29 protein-coding genes are annotated in these 23579 nt (G+C 63.1%); 14 read left to right on the plus strand and 15 right to left on the minus strand.

The features are described 5' to 3' along the window. Positions 1–103 precede the first annotated feature (103 nt). Positions 104–280 carry a hypothetical protein gene (locus tag ACFSQT_RS15455; RefSeq protein WP_379019999.1) on the plus strand — a complete coding sequence of 59 codons (177 nt, stop codon included), beginning with the start codon at positions 104–106 and terminating at the stop codon, positions 278–280. A gap of 2 nt (positions 281–282) precedes the next feature. On the opposite strand, the gene ACFSQT_RS15460 is transcribed toward ACFSQT_RS15455, so the two are convergent. Next, positions 283–1203 carry a glycine--tRNA ligase subunit alpha gene (locus ACFSQT_RS15460; protein ID WP_056581147.1) on the minus strand — a complete coding sequence of 307 codons (921 nt, stop codon included), beginning with the start codon at positions 1201–1203 and terminating at the stop codon, positions 283–285. A gap of 242 nt (positions 1204–1445) precedes the next feature. On the opposite strand from ACFSQT_RS15460, the gene ACFSQT_RS15465 reads away from it, so the two are divergent. Then, positions 1446–1907 (plus strand): GNAT family N-acetyltransferase, encoded by a 462-nt coding sequence (locus ACFSQT_RS15465; protein ID WP_379020001.1) that lies wholly within the window; start codon positions 1446–1448, stop codon positions 1905–1907. A 105-nt stretch (positions 1908–2012) separates the two neighbouring features. Here ACFSQT_RS15465 and ACFSQT_RS15470 read toward each other — a convergent pair whose 3' ends face one another. The 3 genes from ACFSQT_RS15470 to ACFSQT_RS15480 form a co-directional block, all read right to left on the minus strand. Then, a complete protein-coding gene (locus tag ACFSQT_RS15470) occupies positions 2013–3788 on the minus strand; it encodes a tetratricopeptide repeat protein (RefSeq protein WP_379020003.1) in 1776 nt (591 codons plus the stop codon). Between the two features lie 244 nt (positions 3789–4032). Next, positions 4033–4227, minus strand: coding sequence for a hypothetical protein (locus ACFSQT_RS15475; protein WP_379020005.1), 195 nt, complete (start codon positions 4225–4227; stop codon positions 4033–4035). A 25-nt stretch (positions 4228–4252) separates the two neighbouring features. Further along, entirely contained in the window at positions 4253–5191 is a 939-nt protein-coding gene (locus ACFSQT_RS15480; RefSeq protein WP_379020007.1) for a LysR family transcriptional regulator, read from the minus strand. A 268-nt stretch (positions 5192–5459) separates the two neighbouring features. Between ACFSQT_RS15480 and ACFSQT_RS15485 the strand changes: the two genes are divergently transcribed. After that, a complete protein-coding gene (locus ACFSQT_RS15485; protein ID WP_379020009.1) occupies positions 5460–6194 on the plus strand; it encodes an SDR family NAD(P)-dependent oxidoreductase in 735 nt (244 codons plus the stop codon). A gap of 203 nt (positions 6195–6397) precedes the next feature. Then, positions 6398–6997, plus strand: a complete 600-nt coding sequence (locus tag ACFSQT_RS15490; protein ID WP_379020011.1) for an NADPH-dependent F420 reductase — start codon at positions 6398–6400, stop codon at positions 6995–6997. A 221-nt stretch (positions 6998–7218) separates the two neighbouring features. On the opposite strand, the gene ACFSQT_RS15495 is transcribed toward ACFSQT_RS15490, so the two are convergent. Next, a complete protein-coding gene (locus tag ACFSQT_RS15495; RefSeq protein ID WP_379020013.1) occupies positions 7219–8235 on the minus strand; it encodes a polyprenyl synthetase family protein in 1017 nt (338 codons plus the stop codon). A 206-nt stretch (positions 8236–8441) separates the two neighbouring features. Between ACFSQT_RS15495 and ACFSQT_RS15500 the strand changes: the two genes are divergently transcribed. The 6 genes from ACFSQT_RS15500 (at position 8442) to moaB (ending at position 12202) form a co-directional block, all read left to right on the plus strand. Continuing rightward, positions 8442–8666 (plus strand): putative signal transducing protein, encoded by a 225-nt coding sequence (locus tag ACFSQT_RS15500; RefSeq protein WP_023759075.1) that lies wholly within the window; start codon positions 8442–8444, stop codon positions 8664–8666. Next, a complete protein-coding gene (locus tag ACFSQT_RS15505; protein WP_379020015.1) occupies positions 8666–9466 on the plus strand; it encodes a tRNA1(Val) (adenine(37)-N6)-methyltransferase in 801 nt (266 codons plus the stop codon). The genes ACFSQT_RS15500 and ACFSQT_RS15505 overlap by 1 nt, the downstream gene beginning before the upstream one ends. Before the next feature lie 79 nt (positions 9467–9545). Then, the gene (locus tag ACFSQT_RS15510) at positions 9546–10406 is read left to right on the plus strand and encodes a S49 family peptidase (RefSeq protein ID WP_379020017.1); all 861 of its coding nucleotides are present in this window, start codon (positions 9546–9548) and stop codon (positions 10404–10406) included. A 140-nt stretch (positions 10407–10546) separates the two neighbouring features. Then, complete coding sequence (locus ACFSQT_RS15515) at positions 10547–10732, plus strand: membrane protein (RefSeq protein WP_027023000.1); 186 nt, start codon at positions 10547–10549, stop codon at positions 10730–10732. A gap of 26 nt (positions 10733–10758) precedes the next feature. Continuing rightward, positions 10759–11646: a 4-(cytidine 5'-diphospho)-2-C-methyl-D-erythritol kinase gene (locus tag ACFSQT_RS15520; protein WP_379020019.1), complete on the plus strand. Its 888-nt coding sequence runs from the start codon at positions 10759–10761 to the stop codon at positions 11644–11646. Between the two features lies 1 nt (position 11647). Continuing rightward, positions 11648–12202: a molybdenum cofactor biosynthesis protein B gene (moaB, locus tag ACFSQT_RS15525; protein WP_379020021.1), complete on the plus strand. Its 555-nt coding sequence runs from the start codon at positions 11648–11650 to the stop codon at positions 12200–12202. Between the two features lie 292 nt (positions 12203–12494). Here moaB and ACFSQT_RS15530 read toward each other — a convergent pair whose 3' ends face one another. Next, positions 12495–13469, minus strand: a complete 975-nt coding sequence (locus ACFSQT_RS15530) for a hypothetical protein (protein ID WP_379020023.1) — start codon at positions 13467–13469, stop codon at positions 12495–12497. A 134-nt stretch (positions 13470–13603) separates the two neighbouring features. Continuing rightward, positions 13604–14128, minus strand: a complete 525-nt coding sequence (locus ACFSQT_RS15535) for a glycosyltransferase (protein ID WP_379020045.1) — start codon at positions 14126–14128, stop codon at positions 13604–13606. 150 nt (positions 14129–14278) lie between these two features. On the opposite strand from ACFSQT_RS15535, the gene ACFSQT_RS15540 reads away from it, so the two are divergent. Both ACFSQT_RS15540 and ACFSQT_RS15545 read left to right on the plus strand, forming a co-directional pair. Then, a complete protein-coding gene (locus tag ACFSQT_RS15540; protein WP_379020047.1) occupies positions 14279–15433 on the plus strand; it encodes a PA0069 family radical SAM protein in 1155 nt (384 codons plus the stop codon). Between the two features lie 152 nt (positions 15434–15585). Beyond that, entirely contained in the window at positions 15586–16281 is a 696-nt protein-coding gene (locus tag ACFSQT_RS15545; RefSeq protein ID WP_379020025.1) for a ribonuclease HII, read from the plus strand. 152 nt (positions 16282–16433) lie between these two features. Here the strand turns inward: ACFSQT_RS15545 and ACFSQT_RS15550 are convergent, their stop codons facing one another. The 6 genes from ACFSQT_RS15550 to ACFSQT_RS15575 form a co-directional block, all read right to left on the minus strand. After that, a complete protein-coding gene (locus ACFSQT_RS15550) occupies positions 16434–16925 on the minus strand; it encodes a F0F1 ATP synthase subunit B (RefSeq protein ID WP_379020027.1) in 492 nt (163 codons plus the stop codon). 10 nt (positions 16926–16935) lie between these two features. After that, positions 16936–17535 carry a F0F1 ATP synthase subunit B gene (locus ACFSQT_RS15555; RefSeq protein WP_379020029.1) on the minus strand — a complete coding sequence of 200 codons (600 nt, stop codon included), beginning with the start codon at positions 17533–17535 and terminating at the stop codon, positions 16936–16938. Positions 17536–17612: 77 nt separating this feature from the next. Then, entirely contained in the window at positions 17613–17837 is a 225-nt protein-coding gene (locus tag ACFSQT_RS15560) for a F0F1 ATP synthase subunit C (RefSeq protein WP_006206606.1), read from the minus strand. Positions 17838–17921: 84 nt separating this feature from the next. Continuing rightward, complete coding sequence (locus ACFSQT_RS15565; protein WP_091576882.1) at positions 17922–18680, minus strand: F0F1 ATP synthase subunit A; 759 nt, start codon at positions 18678–18680, stop codon at positions 17922–17924. 87 nt (positions 18681–18767) lie between these two features. Beyond that, a complete protein-coding gene (locus ACFSQT_RS15570) occupies positions 18768–19175 on the minus strand; it encodes an AtpZ/AtpI family protein (RefSeq protein ID WP_379020031.1) in 408 nt (135 codons plus the stop codon). Positions 19176–19430: 255 nt separating this feature from the next. Then, positions 19431–20615, minus strand: coding sequence for a cell wall hydrolase (locus ACFSQT_RS15575; RefSeq protein ID WP_379020033.1), 1185 nt, complete (start codon positions 20613–20615; stop codon positions 19431–19433). 279 nt (positions 20616–20894) lie between these two features. On the opposite strand from ACFSQT_RS15575, the gene ACFSQT_RS15580 reads away from it, so the two are divergent. Next, the gene (locus tag ACFSQT_RS15580; RefSeq protein WP_379020035.1) at positions 20895–22088 is read left to right on the plus strand and encodes an acyltransferase family protein; all 1194 of its coding nucleotides are present in this window, start codon (positions 20895–20897) and stop codon (positions 22086–22088) included. 7 nt (positions 22089–22095) lie between these two features. Here the strand turns inward: ACFSQT_RS15580 and ACFSQT_RS15585 are convergent, their stop codons facing one another. After that, complete coding sequence (locus ACFSQT_RS15585) at positions 22096–22410, minus strand: MFS transporter (protein WP_379020037.1); 315 nt, start codon at positions 22408–22410, stop codon at positions 22096–22098. Positions 22411–22502: 92 nt separating this feature from the next. Here ACFSQT_RS15585 and ACFSQT_RS15590 point away from each other — a divergent pair, with 92 nt between their 5' ends. Beyond that, positions 22503–23051 (plus strand): hypothetical protein, encoded by a 549-nt coding sequence (locus ACFSQT_RS15590; protein WP_379020039.1) that lies wholly within the window; start codon positions 22503–22505, stop codon positions 23049–23051. Positions 23052–23164: 113 nt separating this feature from the next. Here the strand turns inward: ACFSQT_RS15590 and ACFSQT_RS15595 are convergent, their stop codons facing one another. Then, on the minus strand, positions 23165–23422 hold the full coding sequence (locus tag ACFSQT_RS15595) for a hypothetical protein (RefSeq protein ID WP_379020041.1): 258 nt from the start codon (positions 23420–23422) through the stop codon (positions 23165–23167). Positions 23423–23579 lie beyond the last annotated feature (157 nt).

Genomic DNA, 23579 nt, shown 5'->3' on the forward strand with positions numbered 1-23579 from the left:
GGGGCGAGGCGATCCCGCTCGTCCTTGGATCAAAGATTTCCATGAACCGAACGCAGCGCTGAAGCGACCCACGCTCAGGCAGGGAACTATTGGCTGAACGACCATGAAAACGGCATCCAGACTTCTGCAGATTGTAGCGCTCAGCGCCTGCTTAACCGCGCAGGCTCACGGCGCGTTCTCGATGCCGGGTGTGAGGCAGGCATTGCGCACGATCGACGGTGCCAGCGGTCAGAACATGCTGCCGATCAACACTTCCCTCGAGGTGATGAAACGTGCCTGAACTCAGGCCGCCAGTCCGCCAGCCTGCGTCTTCAAAAACGCCTCACCGCAGGCCTTCGCCAGATTGCGCACCCGCAAGATATAGCTCTGGCGTTCGGTGACCGAAATCACGCCGCGTGCGTCGAGCAGATTGAAGACATGGCTGGCCTTGATGCACTGGTCGTAGGCCGGGAAGACCATACGGTGCATCGGCAGATTGTCGTTCGACGCCGGCGCACCGGCATCGAGCAGCGCCTTGCACTCGGCTTCGGCGTCTTCGAAGTGGCGCAGCAGCATTGCCGTGTTGGCGTATTCGAAATTGTGGCGCGAATATTCCTGCTCGGCCTGCAGGAAGACATCGCCGTAGGTGACCTTGTCGGCGCCTTCACGGCCGTTGAAGTTGAGGTCGTAGACATTGTCGACGCCCTGCACATACATGGCGAGCCGCTCCAGCCCGTAGGTCAGTTCGCCGGCCACCGGCGCGCATTCAATGCCGCAGACCTGCTGGAAATAGGTGAACTGCGACACTTCCATGCCGTCGCACCAGCATTCCCAGCCAAGGCCCCAGGCGCCCAGCGTCGGGCTTTCCCAGTCGTCCTCGACGAAACGGATATCGTGCAGCAGCGGATCGACGCCGATCGCCGCCAGCGAGCCGAGATACAGCTCCTGCAAGTTCGGCGGGTTCGGCTTCAGGATCACCTGGTACTGATAATAGTGCTGCAGCCGGTTCGGGTTCTCGCCATAGCGGCCATCCTTGGGACGACGCGAAGGCTGGACATAGGCGGCGTTCCAGCGTTTTGGCCCGAGCGCGCGCAGCGTCGTCGCCGGATGAAAGGTCCCGGCGCCGACCTCCATGTCGTAGGGCTGGAGGATGACGCAACCATAGGCCGCCCAGTAATTGTGCAAGGTCAGGATCAGCCCCTGGAACGAGCGGCTGGGATGCATATGGGCGGGGATTTCAATCGTCGGGATTTCAATGGTCACGGGGGCCTCGACAGCAAAGGCTAGCTTGCCGGCACGTCCTAGAGACCCGGCGGCGAAGCGTCAAGCAAGGCGCGCCGGTGCGGACGCGGCGAGCGTGCGATGATGTTGAAAGCTTTGCGAGTGGCTGGCCCATTGCCGGCCATGGCAGCCTGCGGTCTGTTCGGTGCCGGTATCGTCCCGTGTCAACGACAACAGGTTCCGTCATGCCCAGCCCCACCGTCATCCGCCCCGTTGCGCGACAGGATTTCGAGCAATGGCTGCCGCTGTGGGACGGTTACAATGCATTTTATGGGCGCTCGGGCGAGACGGCGCTCGCAAGCGAGATCACCGCGATGACATGGTCGCGCTTCTTCGACGCCTATGAGCCCGTGCATGCGCTGGTTGCCGAACACGAGGGACAACTTCTCGGCCTCGTGCACTATCTCTTCCACCGCAGCACGACGGCGATCGCGCCGAATTGCTATCTGCAGGACCTTTTCACAACCGAGGCCTCGCGTGGCAAAGGCATCGGCCGGGCGCTGATAGAGGGCGTCTACGAGCGTGCCCAGGCTGTCGGTTCGGGCCGGGTGTACTGGCTGACGCATGAAACCAATCACACGGCGATGAAGCTCTACGACAAGGTCGGCGAACGCTCCGGATTCGTGGTCTACCGGAAGATGTTCTGAGGCAGGTTTCCCGCGCATTGTGCTTGCTTGAGTTTCTGGACGGATGGACATCCAAACGAAAACGGGGCTCCGAAAAGAGCCCCGTTCGCATTCAAAAAACCGATTTCACCCTTTCGGGGCGGGCACCGGCTCGGGCTTGACCTTCGGGGTTTCCTGCGCCGTGTTGGATTCGATCGGCGGCAGGCCCTTCATCAGCTTCTGCTGCAAGGTGGCCAGCACATCGGGGTCTGGCTTCAGATCACGCGCCTGGTTCCACTGGAAGGTGGCTTCCAGCTTGCGGCCGACGCGCCAGTAGGCATCGCCGAGATGGTCGTTGAGAACCGGATCTTCCGGCTTCAGCGACACGGCGCGTTCCATTTCACGCACCGCATCGTCGAAACGTCCGAGGCGGAAATAGGCCCAGCCCAAGGAATCGACGATGTAGCCGTCGCTCGGCCTGAGATCGACGGCCTTCTGGATCATCGCCAGGCCTTCCTTGAGGTTCGTGTTCATGTCGACCCAGGAATAGCCGAGATAGTTCAGCACCTGCGGCTGGTCGGGGAACAGTTCAAGCGCCTTGCGGAAGTTCGGCTCGGCCTTCGGCCATTCCTTCAGCCGCTCATAGGCGATGCCGCGCTGATAGAAGATGTTCCAGTTGGCGGCAGTCGGCGTCTTCAGCACCGCGACTGCCTTGTCATAGAGATTGGCCGCGGAGCGGAAATCATCCTTCGACGAATAGACGCCGCCGAGCGCCAGATAGGCGCGCATATCGTCGGGATGCGCGTCGACGAACGCTTTCAGATGGGTGATCGCCTCGTCCTGGCGGTTGAGATCGGCAAGGTTGAGGCCAAGCTGCAGGTCCGAAAGCTCTTTCAAGGGCGATGAATCGGGGATGCGCCGGTAGAGCGCGATGGCGCCCTCGCCGTCCTTCAACTGTTCGGAGACGGCGGCGAGCTGCACGAGGGCTGCATCGCTGTCAGGCTTCAGGGCCAGGGCATATTGCAGGTAAAGACGGACGAACGGTTCGCCACCGCCGCGATTGAGCGCCGTGGCGAGATCAAGCAGGATCTCCGACGCACCGTCCGATGGGCCAGCAGCGAAAGGCGCAACCTTGTCGCCCTTGCTGATCTTGTTGCGCAGGGCGACGATATCCAGCTTGCCCGGGGCGAACGCCTCGGCCTGATCGAGCACCGACAGCGCCTTGTCCTTGTCGCCCTTGCGGGCCAGGAACGACGCGTAGGCCTGAGCGTTGCGCATCCAGGTTTCGGGAGCCGCGCCACCGGCGGCCGTGTCCTGCATCGTCGCGGCGTAGATCGCCTCGGCCTTTTCAGGCATGCCAGATGCATCGGCGATCAGCGCGCGATGGAAGGACTTGAACAGGCCGAACCAGTCCGGGCCCTGCAGCTTGTCGATGGACGCCATCGCATCGCTGGCTTGGCCGGCGCCTTGTTGGGCCCAGCCGGACATGACACCGGAGATCAGCCGGTCGAGATCCGATTCCAGCGACAGCTTGAGCCAGTACTGCGCCTTGGTGAAATCCTTCTTGTGGAAGGAATCGACCGCCAGCGCCAGGCGCGAGAAACGCTCGACATCGGGAACTTCCTTGAGCTTGTCCGCATAGACCAGGGATTCGTCGAAGCGCCCTTGAGCGATCAGCGACAGCATCAGGCTCTGCTGCAGGCTGGTGTCGCTCGGATCGAAGGCCAATGCCTGCTTGTAATAGGCGATGGCGTTGTCGAGGTCATTGTCGGCTTCGGCGATCCGGGCGGCCAGATAGGCTCCCGAGAAGGACGTGATCTTGACCGGTTCGGTGGTTTGCTTGGCATAGGCCGGCAAAGCCGAGATCGCCATGCCTGTCACAATTGCCAGCCTTGTCAGCCAGCGCGCACGTCCTTGCTGCATCGTATCCCTTTCAGCCAGGCGCCATCTCCGCATCAGCGGGATCGACGTAGACTCGATCTTTCCGGGCAAAGCATGGCCTTTTTGGGGTCGCGCTTCAATCCGCCTCGAATTCACAATCCGGGCACCCGATTAACAAACCATGGCGACCAGGGACAGTTTTCGGTTTTCGAGTTCCGACTATCGCCCTGCGCGGAGCCGAACATATCACAGATTCGAGTTCGACACTGAGAGTTCGTCGCCGATATCAGCGCTTGCCCGGCAAGGCTGGCCGCCGCACCTGGGTGTCGCGATAGCCGCCGGCCACAACCATGGTGCACAGTTCGTTCCATTCGCAGCCGCCACAAGCCTTGCGCACGATGTTGAAGGCGAGGATCGAGAGCGCCGCTTCGGCTTTCACCGCCCTAAGCCCCCTGGCGAGGAACCTTCCACCGCCCGACATGCGCTTGATCGTCCCGAAGGGGTGCTCAACGGTACATCGTCGGATCGTCATCAAGCTGGGGTCGGCGTAAATTCTCGCCTGCATTCAGTCCCGCGAGAAGCGGAGCGTACGCGGCGAGCCCGCGGGATACGAACTCCGTGAAGAGCCGCACGCGCTTCGTCTTGCGTGTCTCGCCCTGTGTGAGAAGCCAGAGCGTTCCGTACATGTGCAGGTCGGTACCCGGCACCCTCACCAGTAGGGGGTCGGCATCGCCGACGAAGCACGGCAATGTCGTCATCCCGAGCCCTTGCCGTACAGCAACGATCTGCGCCTCGCCGTCCGTGGTCCTGAATGGAACCTCCGTGGTGCGAACCTCACCCTCGCTGGCCCAATCCGGAATTCCATGAGTGCTTATGACGATCCACCGGATGGGATCAGGCGCGCCCGCGCGCCACGCGGCTAGTCGATCGCAGGACATGTAGACGCCGCCGAACAGCTCCGGTCCCTTCAGGCCGTGAAGATTGAGCGGCAGGGTCTTGCGGTCGTAGACGACGCGGATCGCGACGTCGGCCTCTCGGTTGGTCAGATTTGCCAGCTCGCCGGACGACAAGATTTCCATCTCGATGTCCGGATGGAGACGCGCGAAATCGGCGAAGTCCGGCATGAGCAGGTGCGTCGCGAGGGGCGGTGCCAGCGTCACCCGCAGAAGCCCGCGCACGCTCTGGTCGCGCCCGAAGACGCGCGTCTCCAGCAGGTGCGACGACGCTTCCATCTGGTTCGCGAGCTCGAGGACCTCCTCGCCCGCAGCCGTCAGGCGGTAGCCCGAAGGCAGCTTTTCGAACATGTGCGCCCCGAGGCGTTCCTCGAGCTGGGCGATGCGTCGCAGCACGGTGGAGTGATTCACCCCGAGGCGCCCGGCGGCAGCCCGCACCGAGCCTCCGCGTGCGACGGCAAGAAAGTAGCGAACGTCATCCCAGTCGATCATGGTGCAATCCGGCACCACGCGGTGCGCCTTCCAAAGCCCGTATCTAACACATCGAACAGCAGTACGGGCGGTCATTATAGCCTATGTCGACGAGCGCGACCCAATTCCGCACGGCGGACATCGATCGTCGCGGCTGGCGTCAGTCGTCCAGCCGGATCGATTTCGCACCACCGATGTGCGCGCTTCCGCACTCAACAACTGACGCCGGCGGACCCATTTCGAGGTTCTCGGAGGCAGATGCTGTCCCCACAACACCAAAGGAGAAGTCATGGGAAAGCTAGACGGTAAGGTTGCAGTCGTCACGGGCGGATCGAGCGGCATGGCGCTGGCGAGCGCCAAGCGGTTCGTTGAAGAAGGCGCTTATGTTTTCATCACGGGCCGGAGACAGGAGGCGCTCGACGAGGCCGTCAAGCTGATTGGCCGGAACGTGACCGGCGTGCGCAGCGACGCAGCCAATCTCGACGACCTCGACCGCCTGTTCGACACGGTCAAGCGGGAAAAGGGCAAGATCGACGTCCTGTACGCGAGCGCCGGCACGGGCGAAGCCGTCCCACTGGGCGAGATTACCGAGCAGCACTTCGATGCGGCCTTCGGCCTGAATACGCGCGGCACGCTGTTTACGGTTCAGAAGGCGTTGCCGCTGTTCAACGATGGCGGATCGATCTTCATGACCGGGTCAGTTGCTTCGGTGAAAGGTTTTCCTGGTTACGGCGTGTATTCGGCGAGTAAGGCGGCGTTGCGCTCATTCGCACGCACTTGGCTCAACGAACTGAAGGGCAGGAATATCCGGGTGAACGTGCTGAGCCCGGGGCCGATCGCCACACCGATGCAGGACCAAGTTCTCACCGAGGAGGCGAAGCGGATGTTCGAATCCCTGATCCCGAGGGGAAAGATGGGGCGTCCTGAGGAAATTGCAGCGGTCGCGGTGTTTCTTGCTTCAGACGATTCGAGCTTCGTGAATGGGGTGGAGTTGTCTGTCGACGGCGGCTTCTCGGCCATCTGAATTCGCGCCGGATTGCCGGACGTGGCTGATCGGCGAGAACTAGCGTGTCCATGGTGGAACGACTTCCGCGCTGGGCGGTCGGTCCGGCCGCACGAAAGTCGTTCACGGCGGGACATCCACGCGAAGGTCGCCACACAACGGAACAGATAACCCGCGCCGTCGAAGGCTGGGGAACCAATGTCAACACGGATAGGAGAAGCATTATGAGCTATGCGATTGTAGGATTCGGTAAAATAGGCCAGGCCCTCGCCCACGCCTTCGCCCGTAAAAACATCGACGTGACCGTCGCGAGCCGCCGGCCGCCCGAGGCGTTGGCGCCGCAGGCTCGGGCGATTGGACCCACGGTCGCCGCCAAGTCGCTGCGGGATGCACTCGATGCCGACACAATCGTCTTGGCGGTCCCGTTCGGGGAACATCGCGAGGTTGCGAAGGCCCTGCCGAGTTGGAAAGGCAAGACGGTCATCGACGCGATGAACGCGTTGGTTCCCCTTGAGGAGTTGGACGGCCTCCCGTCCTCCGCCTTCGTTGCGAAGTCGTTCACCGGCGCTAAGTTCGTGAAAGGTTTCAATCACCTGGTTGCGGCCACCCTGGCTGCCGATCCGATCGTCGAGGGGGGCCATCGGGTCGTTTTTCTGTCGAGCGACGACGAGGACGCGATCGCTCCCGTGGCGGATTTGGCCAGACAACTCGGGTTCGCACCCGTCAAGCTGGGAAAACTCAACGAGGGTGGCGCACTGGTGCACGCACGCGGCCGCACTTGGGGCCAGCTGATCTTCCAGGACCTGTTCAAGAAGGAGCAGTAACGGATTTGCTGTCCACTGTCAGGAGTGCTGCTTGCCCCGGCCCATCCATGAGAGTCCACGCGGGCTAAGTCATAATCCGAGGTCCGGAAGCGGCGAGGGCTTCGACGTCCCCTTTCCACCCCCAGGCGAATTTCAGGAGGTCGGCTTACCAGACAGCGGCCCGTGGGGGCGCCATCTCCTGATCAGGTCTTTGCACAGCCGGCCCGCGAAACGCCAGCCGCTCAGTTCACCCGGCTGATGCAGAAATCGATGACGTCGATCAGCGCCGATTTCTGCGGCGTCGCTTCCAGCGGCGCCAGCGCGTCGCGGGCGATCTCGCCGAAATGGCGGGCACGCCCGATCGTGTCGGCAATGGCGCCGTGGCGGGTCATCATGCCGATCGCCTTTTCCAAACCGGCGTCATCGACGACATTGTCCTCGATGGCGCGCTTCCAGAAGGTGCGCTCCGCCTTGGTGCCGCGCCGGTAGGCGAGAATGACCGGAAGCGTCACCTTGCCCTCGCGGAAATCGTCGCCGACATTCTTGCCCAGGTCCTTGCTGGTGCCGCCATAGTCCAGCGCATCGTCGATCAGCTGGAAGGCAAGGCCGAGGTTCATGCCGTAGGAGCGCAGTGCCGCACGGTCATTGCGGGTCGCCTGGGCAATGACCGGGCCAACCTCGGCAGCAGCGGAAAACAGCGCTGCGGTCTTGGCCTTGATAACGGCGAAATGCTCGTCCTCGGTGGTCTCCAGGTTCTTGGCGGCGGCGAGCTGCATCACCTCGCCCTCGGCGATGATCGAGGCCGCACTCGACAGGATGTCGAGCGCCTCCAGCGAACCGACGTCGACCATCATGCGGAAGGCCTGGCCGAGCAGGAAATCGCCGACCAGGACGCTCGCCTGGTTGCCCCAGATCATACGGGCGGTCTTCTTGCCGCGCCGCATGCCGCTCTCGTCGACGACGTCGTCGTGGAGCAGCGTCGCCGTGTGCATGAATTCGACAGATGTGGCGAGCTTGACATGGCCTTCGCCGGCGTAGCCGAACATCTGCGCGGCGGCGAGCGTCAGCATCGGCCGCAGCCGCTTGCCGCCCGACGAGATCAGATGATTGGCAACCTCCGGGATCATCTCGACGTCGGAGCCGGCCTTGGACAGGATCAATTCGTTGACGCGTCCCATGTCGGCCGCCGTCAGATCGATCAAATCCTTGATGGACGCGGGTTCCCGCTTCCCGTTTTCGATGTTGAGAACGACACCCACGACAATCACTCCCGTCTTGGTATAACGCGTGCGACGGCACCCTTGATCCCTGTAGGACTCTAGGGCGGCGGACACGGCCACGGCAAGTGGCGAATTGGCGCGGCGGCGATGACAGCCTGTCAACCGAAGCCGAAAATGACCTCTGCATTATGACGGAAATCCGCCCGCCCGTTTACATATGCACTGCAAACTGAGAGTTTCGCCCGATGATAGAGCTCATTCGCACCAACGACGCCGTCATCATCTCCTTTGTCGAATCGCTGATGCGCGATGCCGGCATCGGCTGCTTCGTCGCCGACCAGAACATGAGCGTGCTCGACGGCTCGCTCGGCATCCTGCCGCGACGCGTCATGGTCGATGCCGACAAGGCCGACGCGGCACGGCGCATCCTGACGGATGCCGGCATCGCCAACGAGATTCGCGGAAAATAATGTCCGCCGCGCCAGCCGCCCTTGCCCCGGACACGCCGGCCCACACGGTCGACGCCTTCCATCGCGGCCGGTTCTGGCTCGTGCAGCCCAAGCAGGGGGCGCATCGCGCCGGCATGGATGCGATGATGCTGGCGGCGTCTGTGCCATCCTCTTTTGCGGGGCGTCTCGCCGATTTCGGTGCCGGCGCCGGGGCCGCTGGGCTGGCGATGCTGTCGCGCTGCCCCGCGGCCACGGCCGTGCTTGTCGAACGCGCGCCGGAAATGGCGGCCTTCGCCGCGGCCACCCTTGCCCATCCCGGCAATGCGCATCTCAGCGATCGGGCCTGCGTGCTCGTCGCCGATGTCGCGGTGTCCGGCCGGGCGCGGGCGGCGGCCGGCCTCGCCGACAACGACTTCGACTTCGTTATCATGAACCCGCCTTTCAACGCCGCACGGGACCGCGCCACGCCCGATCGCCTGAGAAAGGAAGCCCATGTCATGGAGGACGGGCTGCTCGAGAGCTGGATCCGCAGCGCGGCCGCGGTGGTCAGGCCGCGCGGCGGGCTTGCCGTGATCGCCCGACCCGAGCAGCTCGGCGCCATTCTCGATGCGCTCGCCGGGCGCTTCGGTGATGCCGAGATGCTCGCCGTCCACCCTCGCCCCGACGCGGCGGCGATCCGCATTATCGTGCGGGCAGCGCTCGGGGCGCGGGGGAAACTCGCCATCCGGCCCCCCCTGATGCTGCACGCGCAATCGGGCGGTGGCCCCGATGAGCGCAGCGAAATGATCACCAACGGGCTCGCCTCGTTGTTTGGAGATTGAGCTATTCTTGGCCCCCACATTGCCGTTGGCCGGCGAATCCCTACATGCCTGCAACCCATCGACCGGAGACCGCGCCCTCGTGAAACGACTTTTCAACCGCCTGTTGCCGAAATCCTGGCGCTCCACCGTCGTCATCATTCCGGTCATCCGACTGCACGGCACGATCATGCCGGGCGGCCAGTTCCGGCAGAACCTGTCGCTGGCCACCACCGCCGGCCTCATCGAGAAGGCGTTTTCCTACGACGCGCCAGTGGTCGCCATCTCGATCAATTCGCCGGGCGGCTCGCCAGTGCAGTCGCGCCTGATCTTCAAGCGTATCCGCGACCTGGCGACGGAAAAGAACAAAAAGGTGCTGGTCTTCGTCGAGGATGTCGCGGCATCGGGCGGCTATATGATCGCGGTCGCCGGCGACGAGATCTTTGCCGATCCGTCCTCCATCGTCGGTTCGATAGGCGTGGTGTCGGCGTCGTTCGGTTTTCCGGAGCTGATGAAGAAGATCGGTGTCGAGCGCCGTGTCCACACCGCCGGCCAGAACAAGGCTGTGCTCGATCCGTTCAAGCCGGAGAAAAAGGAAGACGTCGAGCGGCTGAAGGCGCTGCAGCTCGAAATCCACGAAACCTTCATCGACCTCGTCAGGGAGAGGCGCGGCACGAAGCTGAAAGACGATCCGGACCTGTTCACCGGCCTGTTCTGGACCGGCATGAAGGGCCTCGAACTCGGCCTGGTCGACGCGCTCGGCGACATGCGCACGGTGCTGAAAACCCGTTTCGGACCGAAGACCCAGCTCAGGCTGATCACGGCGCCGCGCGGCTTCCTCAGCCGCTTTGGCCTGTTCGGCTCGAACAAGGGCTTTTCGGCGCCCGATATCGCCGCGGCAGCGGTCAGCGGCGCGATCGATGCGGCGGAAGAGCGCGCGTTGTGGTCTCGCTTCGGGCTTTGAAAATCCGGCAAAACCGTCTAGCATGAGAGGCTGAAGTCTTATGCATGTCGTTGTCCCAAAACCGTAACCACTTTTGGGCGACATGCATCAACCGACCCGACCGGCCGCCTTCGCCGGCCCAGCGTGGGAGGAGTTTTGGCATGCCGCAGATCATTTTCTTCACCGTCGTTGGCGTCGCTGCCTATTTCGGTTACCGCACCTTCATCCGGGAAGCCGAGCGCGTGACCGCCAAGGTGCGGCGCACCGAAAAGCAGGCGGCCAACGGCGCCATGGGTACGCTGGTCAAGGATCCGAAGACCGGCGAATACCGGCTGGCCAAGGACTGAGCATCATCCCGCATACGACTGACGCCGTGGACACCGCAATCGGGTCGCCTACCTGGCACGCGCATGCCAAGATCAATCTGGCGCTGCATGTCACCGGCAGGCGCGCCGACGGCTATCACCTGATCGAAAGCCTGGCGGTGTTCACGCGCTTTGGCGACCGGGTCGAGATCGCGCTCGCCGACAGCGATGATTTTACCGTGTCCGGCCGCTACGCGTCGGCCGTTCCCCTCGACGCCAGCAATCTTGTGCTCAAGGCGCGCGATGCCTTGCGACGGGAAGTCGGGCTGGAGAGAACCCCGCCGGTCGCCATCAAGCTCGAAAAGAACCTGCCGGTTGCCTCCGGCGTCGGCGGCGGGTCGAGCGACGCGGCAGCCGTGCTGCGCGGGCTGGCACAGACATGGGCTCTGAACTTGGACAGCGCCGAGTTGGCGCGGATCGGCCTTTCGCTTGGCGCCGATGTGCCGATGTGCCTGGCGGCCAAGCCGCTGGTGGCGCGCGGCATCGGCGACGAATTGTCGATGGTGCCGGATTTTTCGGCGCTGGGGCTGGTGCTGGTCAATCCCGGAACCGCAGTCTCGACGGCGGAAGTCTTCGCGGCACTTTCCCGTCGCGACAATGAGCCACTGCCGCCGCTGCCGCGCAGCATCGACTTCCATAGCCTGCGCAATTGGCTGGAGATCACCCGCAATGATCTTGAGCCTGCGGCGCTGGCGATGCAGCCCGCCATCGGCAGAGCGCTTTCCTGGCTCAACAAGGCTGGATCGGGATTCTCGCGGATGTCCGGATCCGGCGCGACGTGCTTCGGCCTGTTCGAGACCGGCAACGTCGCCAAGCGCGCCGCCGCCGACATCCGCAGCCGCCAGCCAGACTGGTTCGTCGCCGCGACGCGCAGCATGACATCGGAGGCCGACTGAGATGGCCAGGATTGACGAGAGCCGGCCTTTCATTGCGATCCGCATCGCGGTGCTGACCGTTTCCGACACACGCAGCCTTGCCGACGACAAATCCGGCCAGACGCTGGCCGACCGCATCACTGAAGCCGGTCACATCCTCGCCGCCCGCGATATCGTCACCGATGACCGCGAAAAAATCCGCGACAAGGTGCTCGGCTGGTCGAAGGACGCAGCGATCGATGTCGTGATCACCACCGGCGGCACCGGCTTCACCGGGCGCGACGTGACGCCGGAAGCGCTGGAGCCGATCTTCGAAAAGCGCATGGACGGCTTTTCGGAAGTGTTCCACCGCATCTCCTACGACAAGATCGGCACCTCGACGATCCAGAGCCGGGCGACCGGTGGCGTCGTCAACGCCACCTTCGTCTTCGTGCTGCCGGGCTCGCCCGGGGCCTGCAAGGACGCCTGGGACGGCATCCTCAAGGCGCAGCTCGACTACCGGCACATGCCGTGCAACTTCGTCGAGATCATGCCACGGCTGGACGAGCATCTGCGGCGCGGGAAATCGGCTCCGTAAAAGCCGAGGCAAAGCATCGGTTTCGTATCGCGTTTGCCAGGCAGAACGGTACCGGCGCCTTCGAAACGCCATTCCAGACCCGACGTCGGAGAAAGTACCTTCACGTGAAGGCGGTCATCGCCGTTCGCGACAAGGCAGATGCGATGAAGGTGCATACTGGCGGGTGCCATTGCGGCAACGCGGTTCAATCAGGAGCAGGTCCCCGTCTCCTTCGATGCCGAAAGCAGAGCGCAGCGCCAAGCCAGGCGTCGCTCGCTGGATGCCTGTCCTGGTGAGTTTCGGATTGTTCCCTTCAACGGATGACCGGCTCGCCATGAAACCGGCGGCGTGACGGCGGCGATACGCCGAAGCCGACTTCCATCATCAGCCGCGGCGTGCGCGCCGGCACAGTGCCCATGTGGAAGCCGAAGGGGTCCTCGACGAAGCCGAGGCCGGCGTCGCCGGTCAGCGTCACCGGGCTCTGCTCGCCATAGACGTCCAGAACCTCTTGCGCGGGATGGCCGACCAGCAGGGTGAGCTGATGCTTGAGGCTGCGGCGCTTGTGACTGCCCCTGACATAGACATGCGGGCCGGTGTCGGCGTCGACCGGCTTGAGATAGAAGAAGAATTTCAGCATGCGCCAGTCGTCGAGATCGAAATGATACTTGCCGAGCGAGGCAAGGTTCTTGTCGGCGTCCGAGGCCGCACCCGTCGGAAAGCTCCACCAGACGCGCGTCGTGATCAGTTTCGCCTGGCCGCCGAGATAGTGCGCGGCGATGTCGAGAAGCAGCGGATCGCGCTGGATGGCGAGTGCCGCCTGGCAGTCGAGGACGCGCTCGAAAAAATGCCCGCTGAGCAGCGAGCGGCCAAAGTGCTTCTCGGCCTCGGCATGTTCACCCGGCATGAATTCGAGACGACGGTCGAAATTGCCGAAGCATGGCGTGCGTTGGGCGAAACTCGCGATCTCTTCATGGATCGCCGGCGGCAGGACCAGGCCCGAAAACAACCCGTCGGAGCGCAGCGCTTCGACCACTGCTTCGCGGTCGACGCCGCCAAACATCGTATCCCCCGCATTGTCGGCCGGACGGGGCCGTTTTGCGCCCAGCCAATGCATCCGGCGCCCAGGCATTGTGCGCGCCAGCACGAACATCGGCAGCCAGGCCGGGTTTTCGCGCAGGTCCGTCAGATAGGTCGGAATGCGCACGGCGATCCGCTGCAGCAGGCTGCCGTCGCGCGCAATGGCCTCGAGACTGGCCGTGCCGGATTTGTCGGGGGGTGAAAGGTTCATTGGGTCCTCGGCTACGGGAGCGGGCGGCATCCGTGCTCGCTCAGTATGACCCAAACCCAATTCACCACTTAAGGAGAAGCTAACCTAACGTCGGATTTTGTGCAATGCACAATGAAGAGAGCAGCTGCAAAAAGTCATTTCGGGGAGCGGTGCTCTTGCCTCGGTGGCGCCACCCAGATTTCGGCGTCGAGTCGCTTTGTCGCGAGGCCGCGTGCGATGGCTTCGGCGCTGCCGGCGCTCTTCGCCGAGGCTACGGCCTGAAGTTTGCCGATCAGCAAGCCGTCGGCCAAGGCGCGGTTTCCCGAAAAGATCCGGGCCAGGAACGGCGTGCGGCTGCCGCGCGCCCGCGAGAACCGCGCCGCCATGGTTTGCCTGGCCGTGTGGGCGACGACCGCGTCGATCCAGCCTTCCACCAGCCGCGCGCCCGGCTCCAGAAGCAGCAGCCAGTCACCCTTGGCCTGGCGGATGCCGGCAGCGACACCGCCAGTCACGTACTGGCAGCCGGCATGCTCGGCGACACGATGCGTCTGGTCGGTGGAACCCGTGTCGCAGACGATCACTTCACGCACCACGCCCTCGACCGCGCCGCCAATCAGCGAGGCGAGCGTGCGGGCAAGGCCCTCCTCGTCATTGCGGGTTTCGATGAGAACACTGAGCATTATTAGCCGAATAGCGGAAAGCCGGACGCAGCGCCAGTTTTTGCGGCGCACCATAGAAAGTTCTTGCTTTGTTCTCATCGACAAAATAGGAATAATTTCATGAACAGAGCGATTCGACACAACGCGGACAGTCCCTGGGAGCGGGCCAAGATGGAACAGATCGTGCGCGCCGACATTGCGGCTTTCGGAGCAGGAAGAGCCGAGATGGCCAATGCGATGATCGAGCAGAGCGGCATGCGTGTCCGTCCGGACCGCAACCGCGGCAGGTCGGCGGGCATCAATCCGTCCGGCCGGTTCGAGCCGGTCAGCCGGCACGTCTTCGACGACGGCTGGAATTCGCTGGAGGAACTGCCGCCCTTCAAGACGGAAGTGCAGGTCGAGAAGCCGCGTACCATCATCACCCGCAACGAATCGCCCGACATCTCCTTCGATCGTTCGATCAACCCTTATCGCGGCTGCGAGCACGGTTGCGTCTATTGCTTCGCGCGGCCGACGCACAGTTTCATGGGCCTGTCGCCGGGTCTCGATTTCGAATCCAAGCTGTTCGCCAAACCGGATGCGGCGCGGCTGCTCGACAAGGAACTGTCGAAGGACGGTTACCAGCCGCGCACCATCGCCATCGGCACCAACACCGATCCCTACCAGCCGATCGAGAAGCAATACCGGATCATGCGCGAGATCCTCGAAGTGCTGGAAGCGCGCGGCCATCCGGTCGGCATCGTCACCAAATCCGCCTTGGTGACGCGCGACATCGATATCCTGTCGCGCATGGCCGAACGCGGGCTGGCCAAGGTAGCGCTGTCGGTGACGACGCTCGACCGGATGCTGGCGCGCACCATGGAGCCACGCGCGTCGACGCCGACCAAGCGGCTGGAGGCAATCAGGCAGCTTTCGGATGCCGGCATTCCGGCTTCGGTGATGGTGGCGCCGATCATCCCTGGCCTGACCGACCAGGAGATGGAACGTATTCTCGATTCGGCGCGCGCCGCCGGCGCGCGCGAGGCGGGTTATGTCATACTGCGCCTGCCGCTGGAGGTCAGCCCGATCTTCAAGGACTGGCTGCTGCGCCACTATCCCGACCGCTACCGTCACGTGATGTCGCTGATCCGCTCGATGCGCGACGGCAAGGACTACGATTCGGAATGGGGCAAGCGCATGAAGGGCGCCGGTCCCTACGCCTGGCAGATCGGCCGGCGTTTCGAGATCACCGCCAAACGGCTCGGCCTCAATGTCGAACGGCGCACGCTGCGGACCGACCAGTTCGTTGCCGCCGGGAAGGACCAGGTGCAGCTGACGCTGCTCTGAAAATGCAGTTTCCTGCGGCGGTTTGATCTGTCGCGGCACAACAATCCCGTCCGGCCTGCCCCGGCCTGCAGACGGTGCCCTCCCGGTCCGGCGCCCCACCCGACCCGGAGGGACTTGCGGAGAATCGGAGCCGATGCGAACCTCGCCGCAACATGGCTCGCGCGCGTTCCGATTCTCCGCTTCTCTTTGAGATCATCGAGAAACCCGACTTCTCCTTCGAGACGAAGGCGATGGCCGATGGTCTGTGGCCAGTGGCGGGCATGGACGAGGCCGGCCGTGGCCCCCTGGCCGGGCCGGTGGTCGCGGCGGCGGTGGTGCTCGACCCCGCCAACATTCCGGACGGGCTCGACGATTCCAAACGCCTCAGTCATTTGCAACGCGAAGCACTGTTCGTGCGGATTCTTGGTTCCGCGCTGGGGGTTTCGATGGCGTCCGTCAGCGCCGAGGGTATCGACGGCAGCAACATCCTCAAAGCCAGCCTGGAAGCGATGCGCCGCGCGGTGGTCGGCCTTTCGGTTCAACCGAAGCTCGCGCTCGCCGACGGGCGCGACGTGCCGCCCGGCCTGCCCTGCGCCGGCCGCGCGCTGATCAAGGGCGACCAGCGCTCGCAATCGATCGCTGCCGCCTCGATCGTCGCCAAGGTGATGCGCGACCGCATGATGTGCGGCTGCGGCAACCATCACGATCGCTATGGGTTCGAGGTCCACATGGGCTACGCCACGGCCCGCCATCGTACGGCGATCGAAGCGCATGGGCCGGTGGCGCGGCTGCACCGCGTGTCCTTCGCGCCGTTCAGGCTTGGCGGGACTGAGGTGATCGAGGAAGAGAGTCTCGCCGGCCTGGAGTGAGCCAAGGAGATTGGTGACAGCGGGTGATGATCTCCGCCCTCGTGGGGAGATTGCGCGCTCTGCCGGTTTCGCTACCTCCGGGACGGTTTTCCACAACAAAAAAAGCCGCCAGGTTTCCCGGGCGGCTTTTTGAATTTCTGAACGCCATACGCTCAGTTGAGCTTGGACTTCACGTCCACCAGCGATGCCTTGAACAGGTCGGCACCGGCCTTGGCGTCGATCTTGCCGGCGAGCAGCGCACGCGCTGCCTCGACGGCGATGTCGACGGCGCTGGCGCGGACTTCGCTGATGGCGTCACGCTCGGCCTGACCGATCTTCTGTTCGGCAAGCGCGGTGCGCCTGGCGACATAATCCTCGGTCTTCTTGTGCGCTTCCGCGGCAAGCATGTCGGCTTCGCGCTTGGCGGCGGCGACGATGTCGGCGGCCTCCTGTTCGGCTTCCTTGCGCTTGCGCTGATACTGACCGAGCAGCTGCTGGGCCTCCTCGCGCAGCCGGCGCGCTTCGTCAAGCTCGTTGCTGATCCTGGCGGCGCGGGCGTCGAGCGCCTTGGCGATCAGGCCCGGCACCTTGATATAGACGGCAACGCCGAGGAAGATGATGAGGGCAACCGTTGCCCAGAGCGTCGCGAGAGATGTGTAATCCATGATGCGCTCCTCACCGGGCCACGGATTTGACGGCGGCCGCGATCTCGGCCTTGCTGGCCTTGCCGCCGACCAGTGCCTCGACGATGGCCGAAGCGGTGCCTTCGGCGATGCTGCCGACTTCCTTCATGGCATTGGCCTTGATGGAAGAAATGCGTGCTTCGGCCTCGCCAAGCTTCTCGTCGAGCGCTGCCTCGACCTTCTTGCGTGCGGTCTCGGCTTCCGCCTTGGCCGCATCGCCGGCCTGCTGGCCGATTGCGTTGGCCTTGGTCTTGGCTTCCGCCAGTTCCTGCTCGTAGGCAGCAACGGCGGCGTCGGCCTCGCCCTTCAACCTGGCTGCCTGGTCGAGGTCCTGCGTGATGCGATCGTTGCGGACATCGATGATGCCCCCGACGCGCGGCATCACGACCCGCTTCAGGAAGAGGTAGAACAGCCCGAAAGTGATCGCCAGCCACAGAAGCTGCGACGGGAACGTCGCCGGATCGAATGGCGGAAACGTGCCGTGCGCTTCGGCAGGCACGCCGGTGCCGGAATGCGTGTCGCCTTCCGTCGCAGCGTGGCTGGTGTCGGCTGCAGGTGCGGACTCTTGCGCGAAGGCAGATGTCACGAACATGGACTATCCCCGAAATTCAGGCCTGCCGCTCGCGCGGCCGGCCTGTCCAATCTTCCCAACGCTTGACCGAACAGCGCTCAGCCGAACAGGGCCAGAAGCGCGATGAGAAGCGAGAAGATGCCCAGAGCTTCGGTCACGGCGAAGCCGAAGATCAGACGGCCGAACTGGCCATCAGCAGCCGACGGGTTGCGCAGAGCGCCCGCCAGGTAGCTGCCGAAGATGTTGCCGAGGCCAATGCCCGCGCCACCCATGCCCAGGCAAGCGATGCCGGCGCCGATGTACTTTGCTGCTTCTGCGTCCATTTGTTCAACTCCTTTGGATCTAAAATTCCGTTGCAATTCCATCCGGCGCCAATGTTGGAAACTCTTGGGCCGGAAACTTCTTGCTCAGTGCCCGGGGTGCAGGGCGTCGTTGAGGTACATGCAGGTCAACACCGCAAAGACGTAGGCCTGCAGGAAAGCGACCAGCAGTTCCAGCGCCGTCAGCGCCACCGCCATTGCCAGCGGCAGGACCGAGCCCGCCACGCCGACCGCGCCGAGCGCGCTCAGGCTGACGACAAATCCCGAGAACACCTTCAGCGTGATGTGGCCGGCGAGCATGTTGGCGAACAGACGAACCGAGAGGCTGACCGGACGCGACACGAAGGAGATCACCTCGATCAGCACCACCAGCGGCAGCAGGAACACCGGCACGCCATGCGGTACGAACAGCTTCAGGAAGCCGAGACCATGCTTCATGAAGCCGTAGACGACCACGGTTCCGATCACCAAAGCGGCGAGGCCGAAGGTGACGATGATATGGCTGGTGACGGTGAAGAAATACGGGAACAGGCCAAGCAGATTGGCGACCAGCACGAACATGAACAGCGAGAACACGAACGGGAAGAACTTCATGCCCTGCGTGCCGGCGGCATCGCGCAACATGTTGCCGACGAATTCATAGGCCATCTCGGAGATCGACTGAAGCCGGCCCGGAACCAGGCTGCGGCTCGAGGTCGTGAGAAACAGAAACGCGGCGGCGACGACCACGGTCGCGACCATGAACAGCGCCGAATTGGTGAAAGACAGGTCGTAGCCGCCGATCTCGATCGGTATCAGCTTGTTGATATGGAACTGGTGGATCGGATCGACCTTGTCAGCTGCCACGTTGAAACCCCGTCAATGCCGCGTACGGCCTCGTTACGATTACCGCACATGAAGCGCGATCATTTCCAAAGGTCGCCTGAAGGGCGATCATTTCTTGTCGTCTTGGTCACGGCGCGATTTATCGCCCTGTCCGAATTCTGCCACAACGCCCGCGGAACGCATGACATTGAGCACGCCGGCGCCAAAACCCAGCAGCAGGAACACGATCAGACCCCATGGCGATGTCCCCGCCAGACGGTCGATGATCCAGCCGATGCCGGCGCCCACCACCACCCCGGCGATGAATTCGCTGGAGAGTTTGATCGCCTGGCCATATCCGGCCGCACTGCCCGCTTTCGCGTCGTCTTTCCCCTCGAGCCGGTCCGGCCGCCTTGCCGCAAGCGATGCTTCAAGGTCACGCCGGCGGCGCTCAAGATCGTCGTCGCGGATGTCGGTTTCACGCTGCTTGCCGCGGCCGGTTTCTCCGGTTCCGTCTGGCCCGTTCTTGTCGGCCATCGTAACCCCCCTGCCCGGTCAGACCGTCACCGTCCGTCCGCTTCTAAAGTCGCCGGCAACATAGTTAGAGGGTTTGCGCCAGTCAAGCCACGGGCGGAAGTTCATTGTCATGTATTTTAGGCAATAAAATCAATTGGTTATGAAGGTGCGACATCGTGCCCGCCACGATGACGGGGATGCATGGCGCGAATCCCCCAAACAATGGCTCTTTGATCGGCTGCGTGCGGCGCGAAAAGATCAGCGATCGTCCAGCGCTCAGCTCCAGCCGCCGCCATAGGTGCGGTAGAAGATATGCAGGCCGATCTTGGTCATCTTGTGCATCGTGCGCGCCCAGCCGGGATGGACATATTGGGCGTAGTAATGGGTCGACGATCCGACTTCCGGGATGAAGATCTTGCCGGCGGTGACGGCCATGGCGATATCCTGCGCGGTCTTGTAGGCGGCTGGACTGTCGATGCGCTTCCTCCTGCCGTCGCAAGCGAAGGAGAACTGGCAACGGTTGAACCAGCTGTCGTTCTGGTAGACGACGCCGCAGATCGAATTCGGATAGGCCGGGTTGCGGACGCGATTGAGGATGACCTGGGCGACGGCGGCCTGACCGCGCACGGATTCGCTCATCGCCTCGAAATAGATGCCGTTGGCAAGGCATGCCTGCTCCTTCTTGGAGAAGACACTTGCGGGAAGCGGGTTCTGGATCCACGAGTGGTCGCCCTTGGCCATCGGCGGAATGAAGCGGCCGTCATTGGGCTGCTCGTCCTGAAGCAGAGCTTCGAAGGGTGAAGCCTTGGCATAGTCGGGCTCGGCCTGCGCATAAGCGGTCGCCAGCACGTCGGGATGGTCGTTGTTGACCAGCGCGGCAAGCATCGCCGGCACTCCTGGATCCGGCTTCTTGTCCTCGCGCGCATGGAATGCCGCGGCGATCTGGATCTCCTTGCCTTTGATCTGCGGTTTGGCGAAGGCCATCTTCAGGCCGCTGTCCATGCTGGGCCGCAGCAAGGAGGAGGTGCGCTCGAAGATCGAGCCGGCATTGAAATTCTTCGGCGGCGCGACGGGAGACATCTGGACGATGCGCCCCTTCTTGTCGGCGCGCACGACGCGATCCTCGTCGGGCGTGCCGCTGACCTTGCCGCCCTTGCCACGAAACGACACGTTGCCGACGCCTGCCAGATGGACACCCGATCCGGAGATAGAGCCGGTGACATCGGAATCGACGAACGGCATCTCGGCCGCATGGGTCGAGCCGGCGACGGACTTCTCGACATAGGAATTCCAGCGGGTGTTCGATGCTTCGAGGCCGGAGACAAGGCTCGTCATGTCCTGGTAGGCGGCGACGGTCGGAAAGCCGATCCAGATGCCAAGCCCGATGACGAACGGAGACAGAAAGCCACGTTTCTTCTCACCGGCGGCGGCAACAAGCCGTTTCAACACACGTCGATGCACTGAACTCTCTCCAGGAACGCGACTGACCCCACTGGAGAGCAAAATGATGCATTAACCTTGATGGGACGTTAACGGGTTCGATCGGGTTTTCTCAGTCGGCTCAAGGTCGTGGTTCCGAAGTCGGGCGGTTTTGCGGCGAGAAGGATGACGGTCATGCGCGCCAAGCCGCGGGGCCATCCCTGCGTTGGGCCGAGCTTAACCGGATATCCATCTTCCGGCCGTCACATGGGACGGTTTCGAAACAGCGGCTGAGCAGAGCCGGACGACGAGGCAACGGTCGTGGAGATCCCAACCGCCAATGACGTGAATTCGACGGCGGCACCCGGACGCCCCCAGCTCCACAATCTGACGGCGCTGCGGGCCTTCGCGGCCCTGTCGATATTCGTCCATCATTTGCGGGAATTTGGAATCGACGCGTCTCGATCCATCGGCGGTGTGGATCTCGGCTGCGCCGTCTCGTTTTTCTTCGTCCTGTCGGGCTTCGTGCTGTCGTACAGTTTCACCGGACGCTTCCATGATTGGCGCTCGGTAAGAAACTTCATCGTCCAGAGATTTTTCCGGCTCTGGCCTGTTCACATGCTGTGCTGCTTCTTTGCCGTGATGACGCTTCCCGTGCCGACACGTCTGCTCACCGCATATCTGACGACAACGCTGCTGAGTTCCTGGATTCCGACTTACGGCACGGCTTACGCATACAATGGCGTCTCATGGTCGATATCGGTGGAGTTGTTCTTCTATCTTCTGCTGCCGTTCATTCTGATCCTGCGGCCAAACCAGATCATGCTCGTGATTTGCGGCTGGACACTCGCCGTTCTCGGTCTGCTGGCTTTCATGAGCGTTTTGCCGGGACCGGTATTTCCGCCTCCTTCCAACTGGCCATGGCAGGATTTCTACGTCACGGACGCATCCTTCGTTCAGCTCTTTCCGCCTCTGCGCATGATGGAATTCCTGGCCGGAGTAGCCGTCTGTCAACTGTTCCGACGTCGGCGCATCCCTGATGGCTGGGTCGCGTCATGTCAGATCGCCGCAATAGCCTGCCTGGCGCTTTATGCGAGCGCGCATGCCGAGATCACGCAATTTTTCAGCAGCCATGCGTCGATCATGGCGTCCAGCGCATTTCGCGAATATGGGATGTATCCCCTGTTCACGGCCATGGTCTATGTCTTTGCACATCAGTCCGGCATCGTGACACGCATTCTGTCGTGGCGTTTTCTGACTTTCTGTGGCGAGATCAGCTTCGCGTTCTACATGGTGCATCAAATCATCATTTATAACCTGGCATTCGTCTTTGAGATTCACCGACACCACAGTCTGATGGTGGCTGCAATTTCAGCAGCGATATTGAGCCTCGGCTTTTCGATCATACTCCATCGGACGGTGGAGAAACCCTCCATCGACTGGGCCAAACGACGGTTCCCGATGTCCCGGCAAGCGCCGTCCTTGGGGAAGTTGCCCCTGGTTGCCCCGGCCTGACCTTGCATCACGCCGATCCGGTTGGCGTTGGCCGCAGGAAGATCGGCCAGGCGATCAACGCGCAGATGGCGGCCGACAGCCAGACGCCGGACCATGATCCGACAACCAGAAGCCCAGGGATGGCGACCGGCACCAGGAAGAAGGCGACAAAGACGAAGCTGTTGGCGAGACCGAGCGCCGTCCCGGCGTTGCTGGCGCCGGCAAGCGTGGCGAGTTCGGTGTAGGCAACGCCGTGCCATGCCGAAACACAGATGCCGGCGACGATCAGGGTGGCAACGATCGTTGTCGCGAGCACCGGCTGCCAGCCGGGAATGGTGGCCACGACAAACACAAGCAGCGTTGAGGGTGGCGAAAGCGCCCGCGCTCAGCATGCTGAAAAGGCGCAGGAACGAGCGACGATTGCCGTGACGGTCGGTGAAGCGGCCGCTCCAGACGCGCATGACCATGGCGCCGACCTGCACGGCTGCCAGGCTGGCGCTGATCACTGCCGTCCCCATGCCGCCGAAATCATGCAGGAAGACAGAGGCGAAGGTGAGTACCGCCACTTGCGGGACGCAGAGCAGGCCGATGGCCATTGCGATGCGCCAGACGTCCGGATTGCGCAGCGGTGTCGGGCGGGCCGGCACCATGGCGTCGCTGGCGGACGTCGCGTCTTCGCCAATTGGCGGCTGGCGCAACCAGCGCCACGCGAAAAAGCGCCGTGACGGCGGAGGAATACGGCCAGCAGGCCGTAGACCATTGCAAAGCCATGCGTCCGAGGCGAGCGACGGCAGGGCAAGGGAGCCGAGCCCGCCGCCGAGCGGCACCGCGGTCTGCCTGATGCTCCATGGCGAAGCCACGCTCGCCTTCACGAAACCAGGCCATGATGGCGCGCCGCTCGAGCCGTTGACGCTGCCGCCGAGCAGGCCGGTGACGAGCAGCCACGGCGGCCAGAAGCGCAACCCCGGGGATGTGTGCCGGTGACGGCACGACCAGGAATGCCATGAGGAGCAGCCATGCCGCGGTCGCGCCGAGGCCGGTGAGCAGCACGCGGCGATCGCCCAGCGGTCGGTGAGCAAATCCCCATGGCAGTTCGCTCAGCGCCACACCAGGCCGAGAAGGCCGAGAACCACCCCGAGCTGGCCGTTGCCGAGATGGTAGCCCGAGCGCAAGAAAACCGCTGTCGCCGGGATGCCGGAGAAGGTTGCCGAAAAACTGGCATTGGCGGCAACACCGATGCCCAGCACCTTCCAGCGATGATTGGAGCGGACTGTCGCGGCACCAGCGGCGGCTCCACCCGCCTGCTGCCGAGGCCTGCCCTGGCTGCATTGCAAATCCGTAACGACGAGCGACATGGCTTAAATTTCCCTTGACGGTCCGACTGCATCCGGACCTTGACGGCCTGTCTCTATCGCCATAGGTTCATGCTGAATATCGGGAAGTTTTTGACTAATTGTCCTGAAAATCAGGATTATCTTCATGCGACGCGTGACATTCGACCTCGACGTTCTG

The sequence above is a fragment of the Mesorhizobium calcicola genome, assembly GCF_042682105.1.
Classification (GTDB): domain Bacteria; phylum Pseudomonadota; class Alphaproteobacteria; order Rhizobiales; family Rhizobiaceae; genus Mesorhizobium; species Mesorhizobium calcicola.

Excerpts from the sequence above, each read along its gene's own strand:
- ACFSQT_RS15455 (WP_379019999.1), top strand. The coding sequence starts at position 104 with ATGAAAACGGCATCCAGACTTCTGCAGATTGTAGCGCTCAGCGCCTGC.
- ACFSQT_RS15515 (WP_027023000.1), top strand. The coding sequence starts at position 10,547 with ATGCCGCAGATCATTTTCTTCACCGTCGTTGGCGTCGCTGCCTATTTC.
- ACFSQT_RS15475 (WP_379020005.1), bottom strand. The coding sequence starts at position 4,227 with ATGTCGGGCGGTGGAAGGTTCCTCGCCAGGGGGCTTAGGGCGGTGAAA.
- ACFSQT_RS15490 (WP_379020011.1), top strand. The coding sequence starts at position 6,398 with ATGAGCTATGCGATTGTAGGATTCGGTAAAATAGGCCAGGCCCTCGCC.
- ACFSQT_RS15550 (WP_379020027.1), bottom strand. The coding sequence starts at position 16,925 with ATGGATTACACATCTCTCGCGACGCTCTGGGCAACGGTTGCCCTCATC.
- ACFSQT_RS15555 (WP_379020029.1), bottom strand. The coding sequence starts at position 17,535 with ATGTTCGTGACATCTGCCTTCGCGCAAGAGTCCGCACCTGCAGCCGAC.
- ACFSQT_RS15465 (WP_379020001.1), top strand. The coding sequence starts at position 1,446 with ATGCCCAGCCCCACCGTCATCCGCCCCGTTGCGCGACAGGATTTCGAG.
- ACFSQT_RS15505 (WP_379020015.1), top strand. The coding sequence starts at position 8,666 with ATGTCCGCCGCGCCAGCCGCCCTTGCCCCGGACACGCCGGCCCACACG.
- ACFSQT_RS15530 (WP_379020023.1), bottom strand. The coding sequence starts at position 13,469 with ATGAACCTTTCACCCCCCGACAAATCCGGCACGGCCAGTCTCGAGGCC.
- ACFSQT_RS15500 (WP_023759075.1), top strand. The coding sequence starts at position 8,442 with ATGATAGAGCTCATTCGCACCAACGACGCCGTCATCATCTCCTTTGTC.
- ACFSQT_RS15460 (WP_056581147.1), bottom strand. The coding sequence starts at position 1,203 with ATGCATCCCAGCCGCTCGTTCCAGGGGCTGATCCTGACCTTGCACAAT.
- ACFSQT_RS15485 (WP_379020009.1), top strand. The coding sequence starts at position 5,460 with ATGGGAAAGCTAGACGGTAAGGTTGCAGTCGTCACGGGCGGATCGAGC.
- ACFSQT_RS15560 (WP_006206606.1), bottom strand. The coding sequence starts at position 17,837 with ATGGACGCAGAAGCAGCAAAGTACATCGGCGCCGGCATCGCTTGCCTG.
- ACFSQT_RS15540 (WP_379020047.1), top strand. The coding sequence starts at position 14,279 with ATGGAACAGATCGTGCGCGCCGACATTGCGGCTTTCGGAGCAGGAAGA.
- moaB (WP_379020021.1), top strand. The coding sequence starts at position 11,648 with ATGGCCAGGATTGACGAGAGCCGGCCTTTCATTGCGATCCGCATCGCG.
- ACFSQT_RS15535 (WP_379020045.1), bottom strand. The coding sequence starts at position 14,128 with ATGCTCAGTGTTCTCATCGAAACCCGCAATGACGAGGAGGGCCTTGCC.
- ACFSQT_RS15480 (WP_379020007.1), bottom strand. The coding sequence starts at position 5,191 with ATGATCGACTGGGATGACGTTCGCTACTTTCTTGCCGTCGCACGCGGA.
- ACFSQT_RS15570 (WP_379020031.1), bottom strand. The coding sequence starts at position 19,175 with ATGGCCGACAAGAACGGGCCAGACGGAACCGGAGAAACCGGCCGCGGC.
- ACFSQT_RS15470 (WP_379020003.1), bottom strand. The coding sequence starts at position 3,788 with ATGCAGCAAGGACGTGCGCGCTGGCTGACAAGGCTGGCAATTGTGACA.
- ACFSQT_RS15595 (WP_379020041.1), bottom strand. The coding sequence starts at position 23,422 with ATGTCGCTCGTCGTTACGGATTTGCAATGCAGCCAGGGCAGGCCTCGG.
- ACFSQT_RS15545 (WP_379020025.1), top strand. The coding sequence starts at position 15,586 with ATGGCTCGCGCGCGTTCCGATTCTCCGCTTCTCTTTGAGATCATCGAG.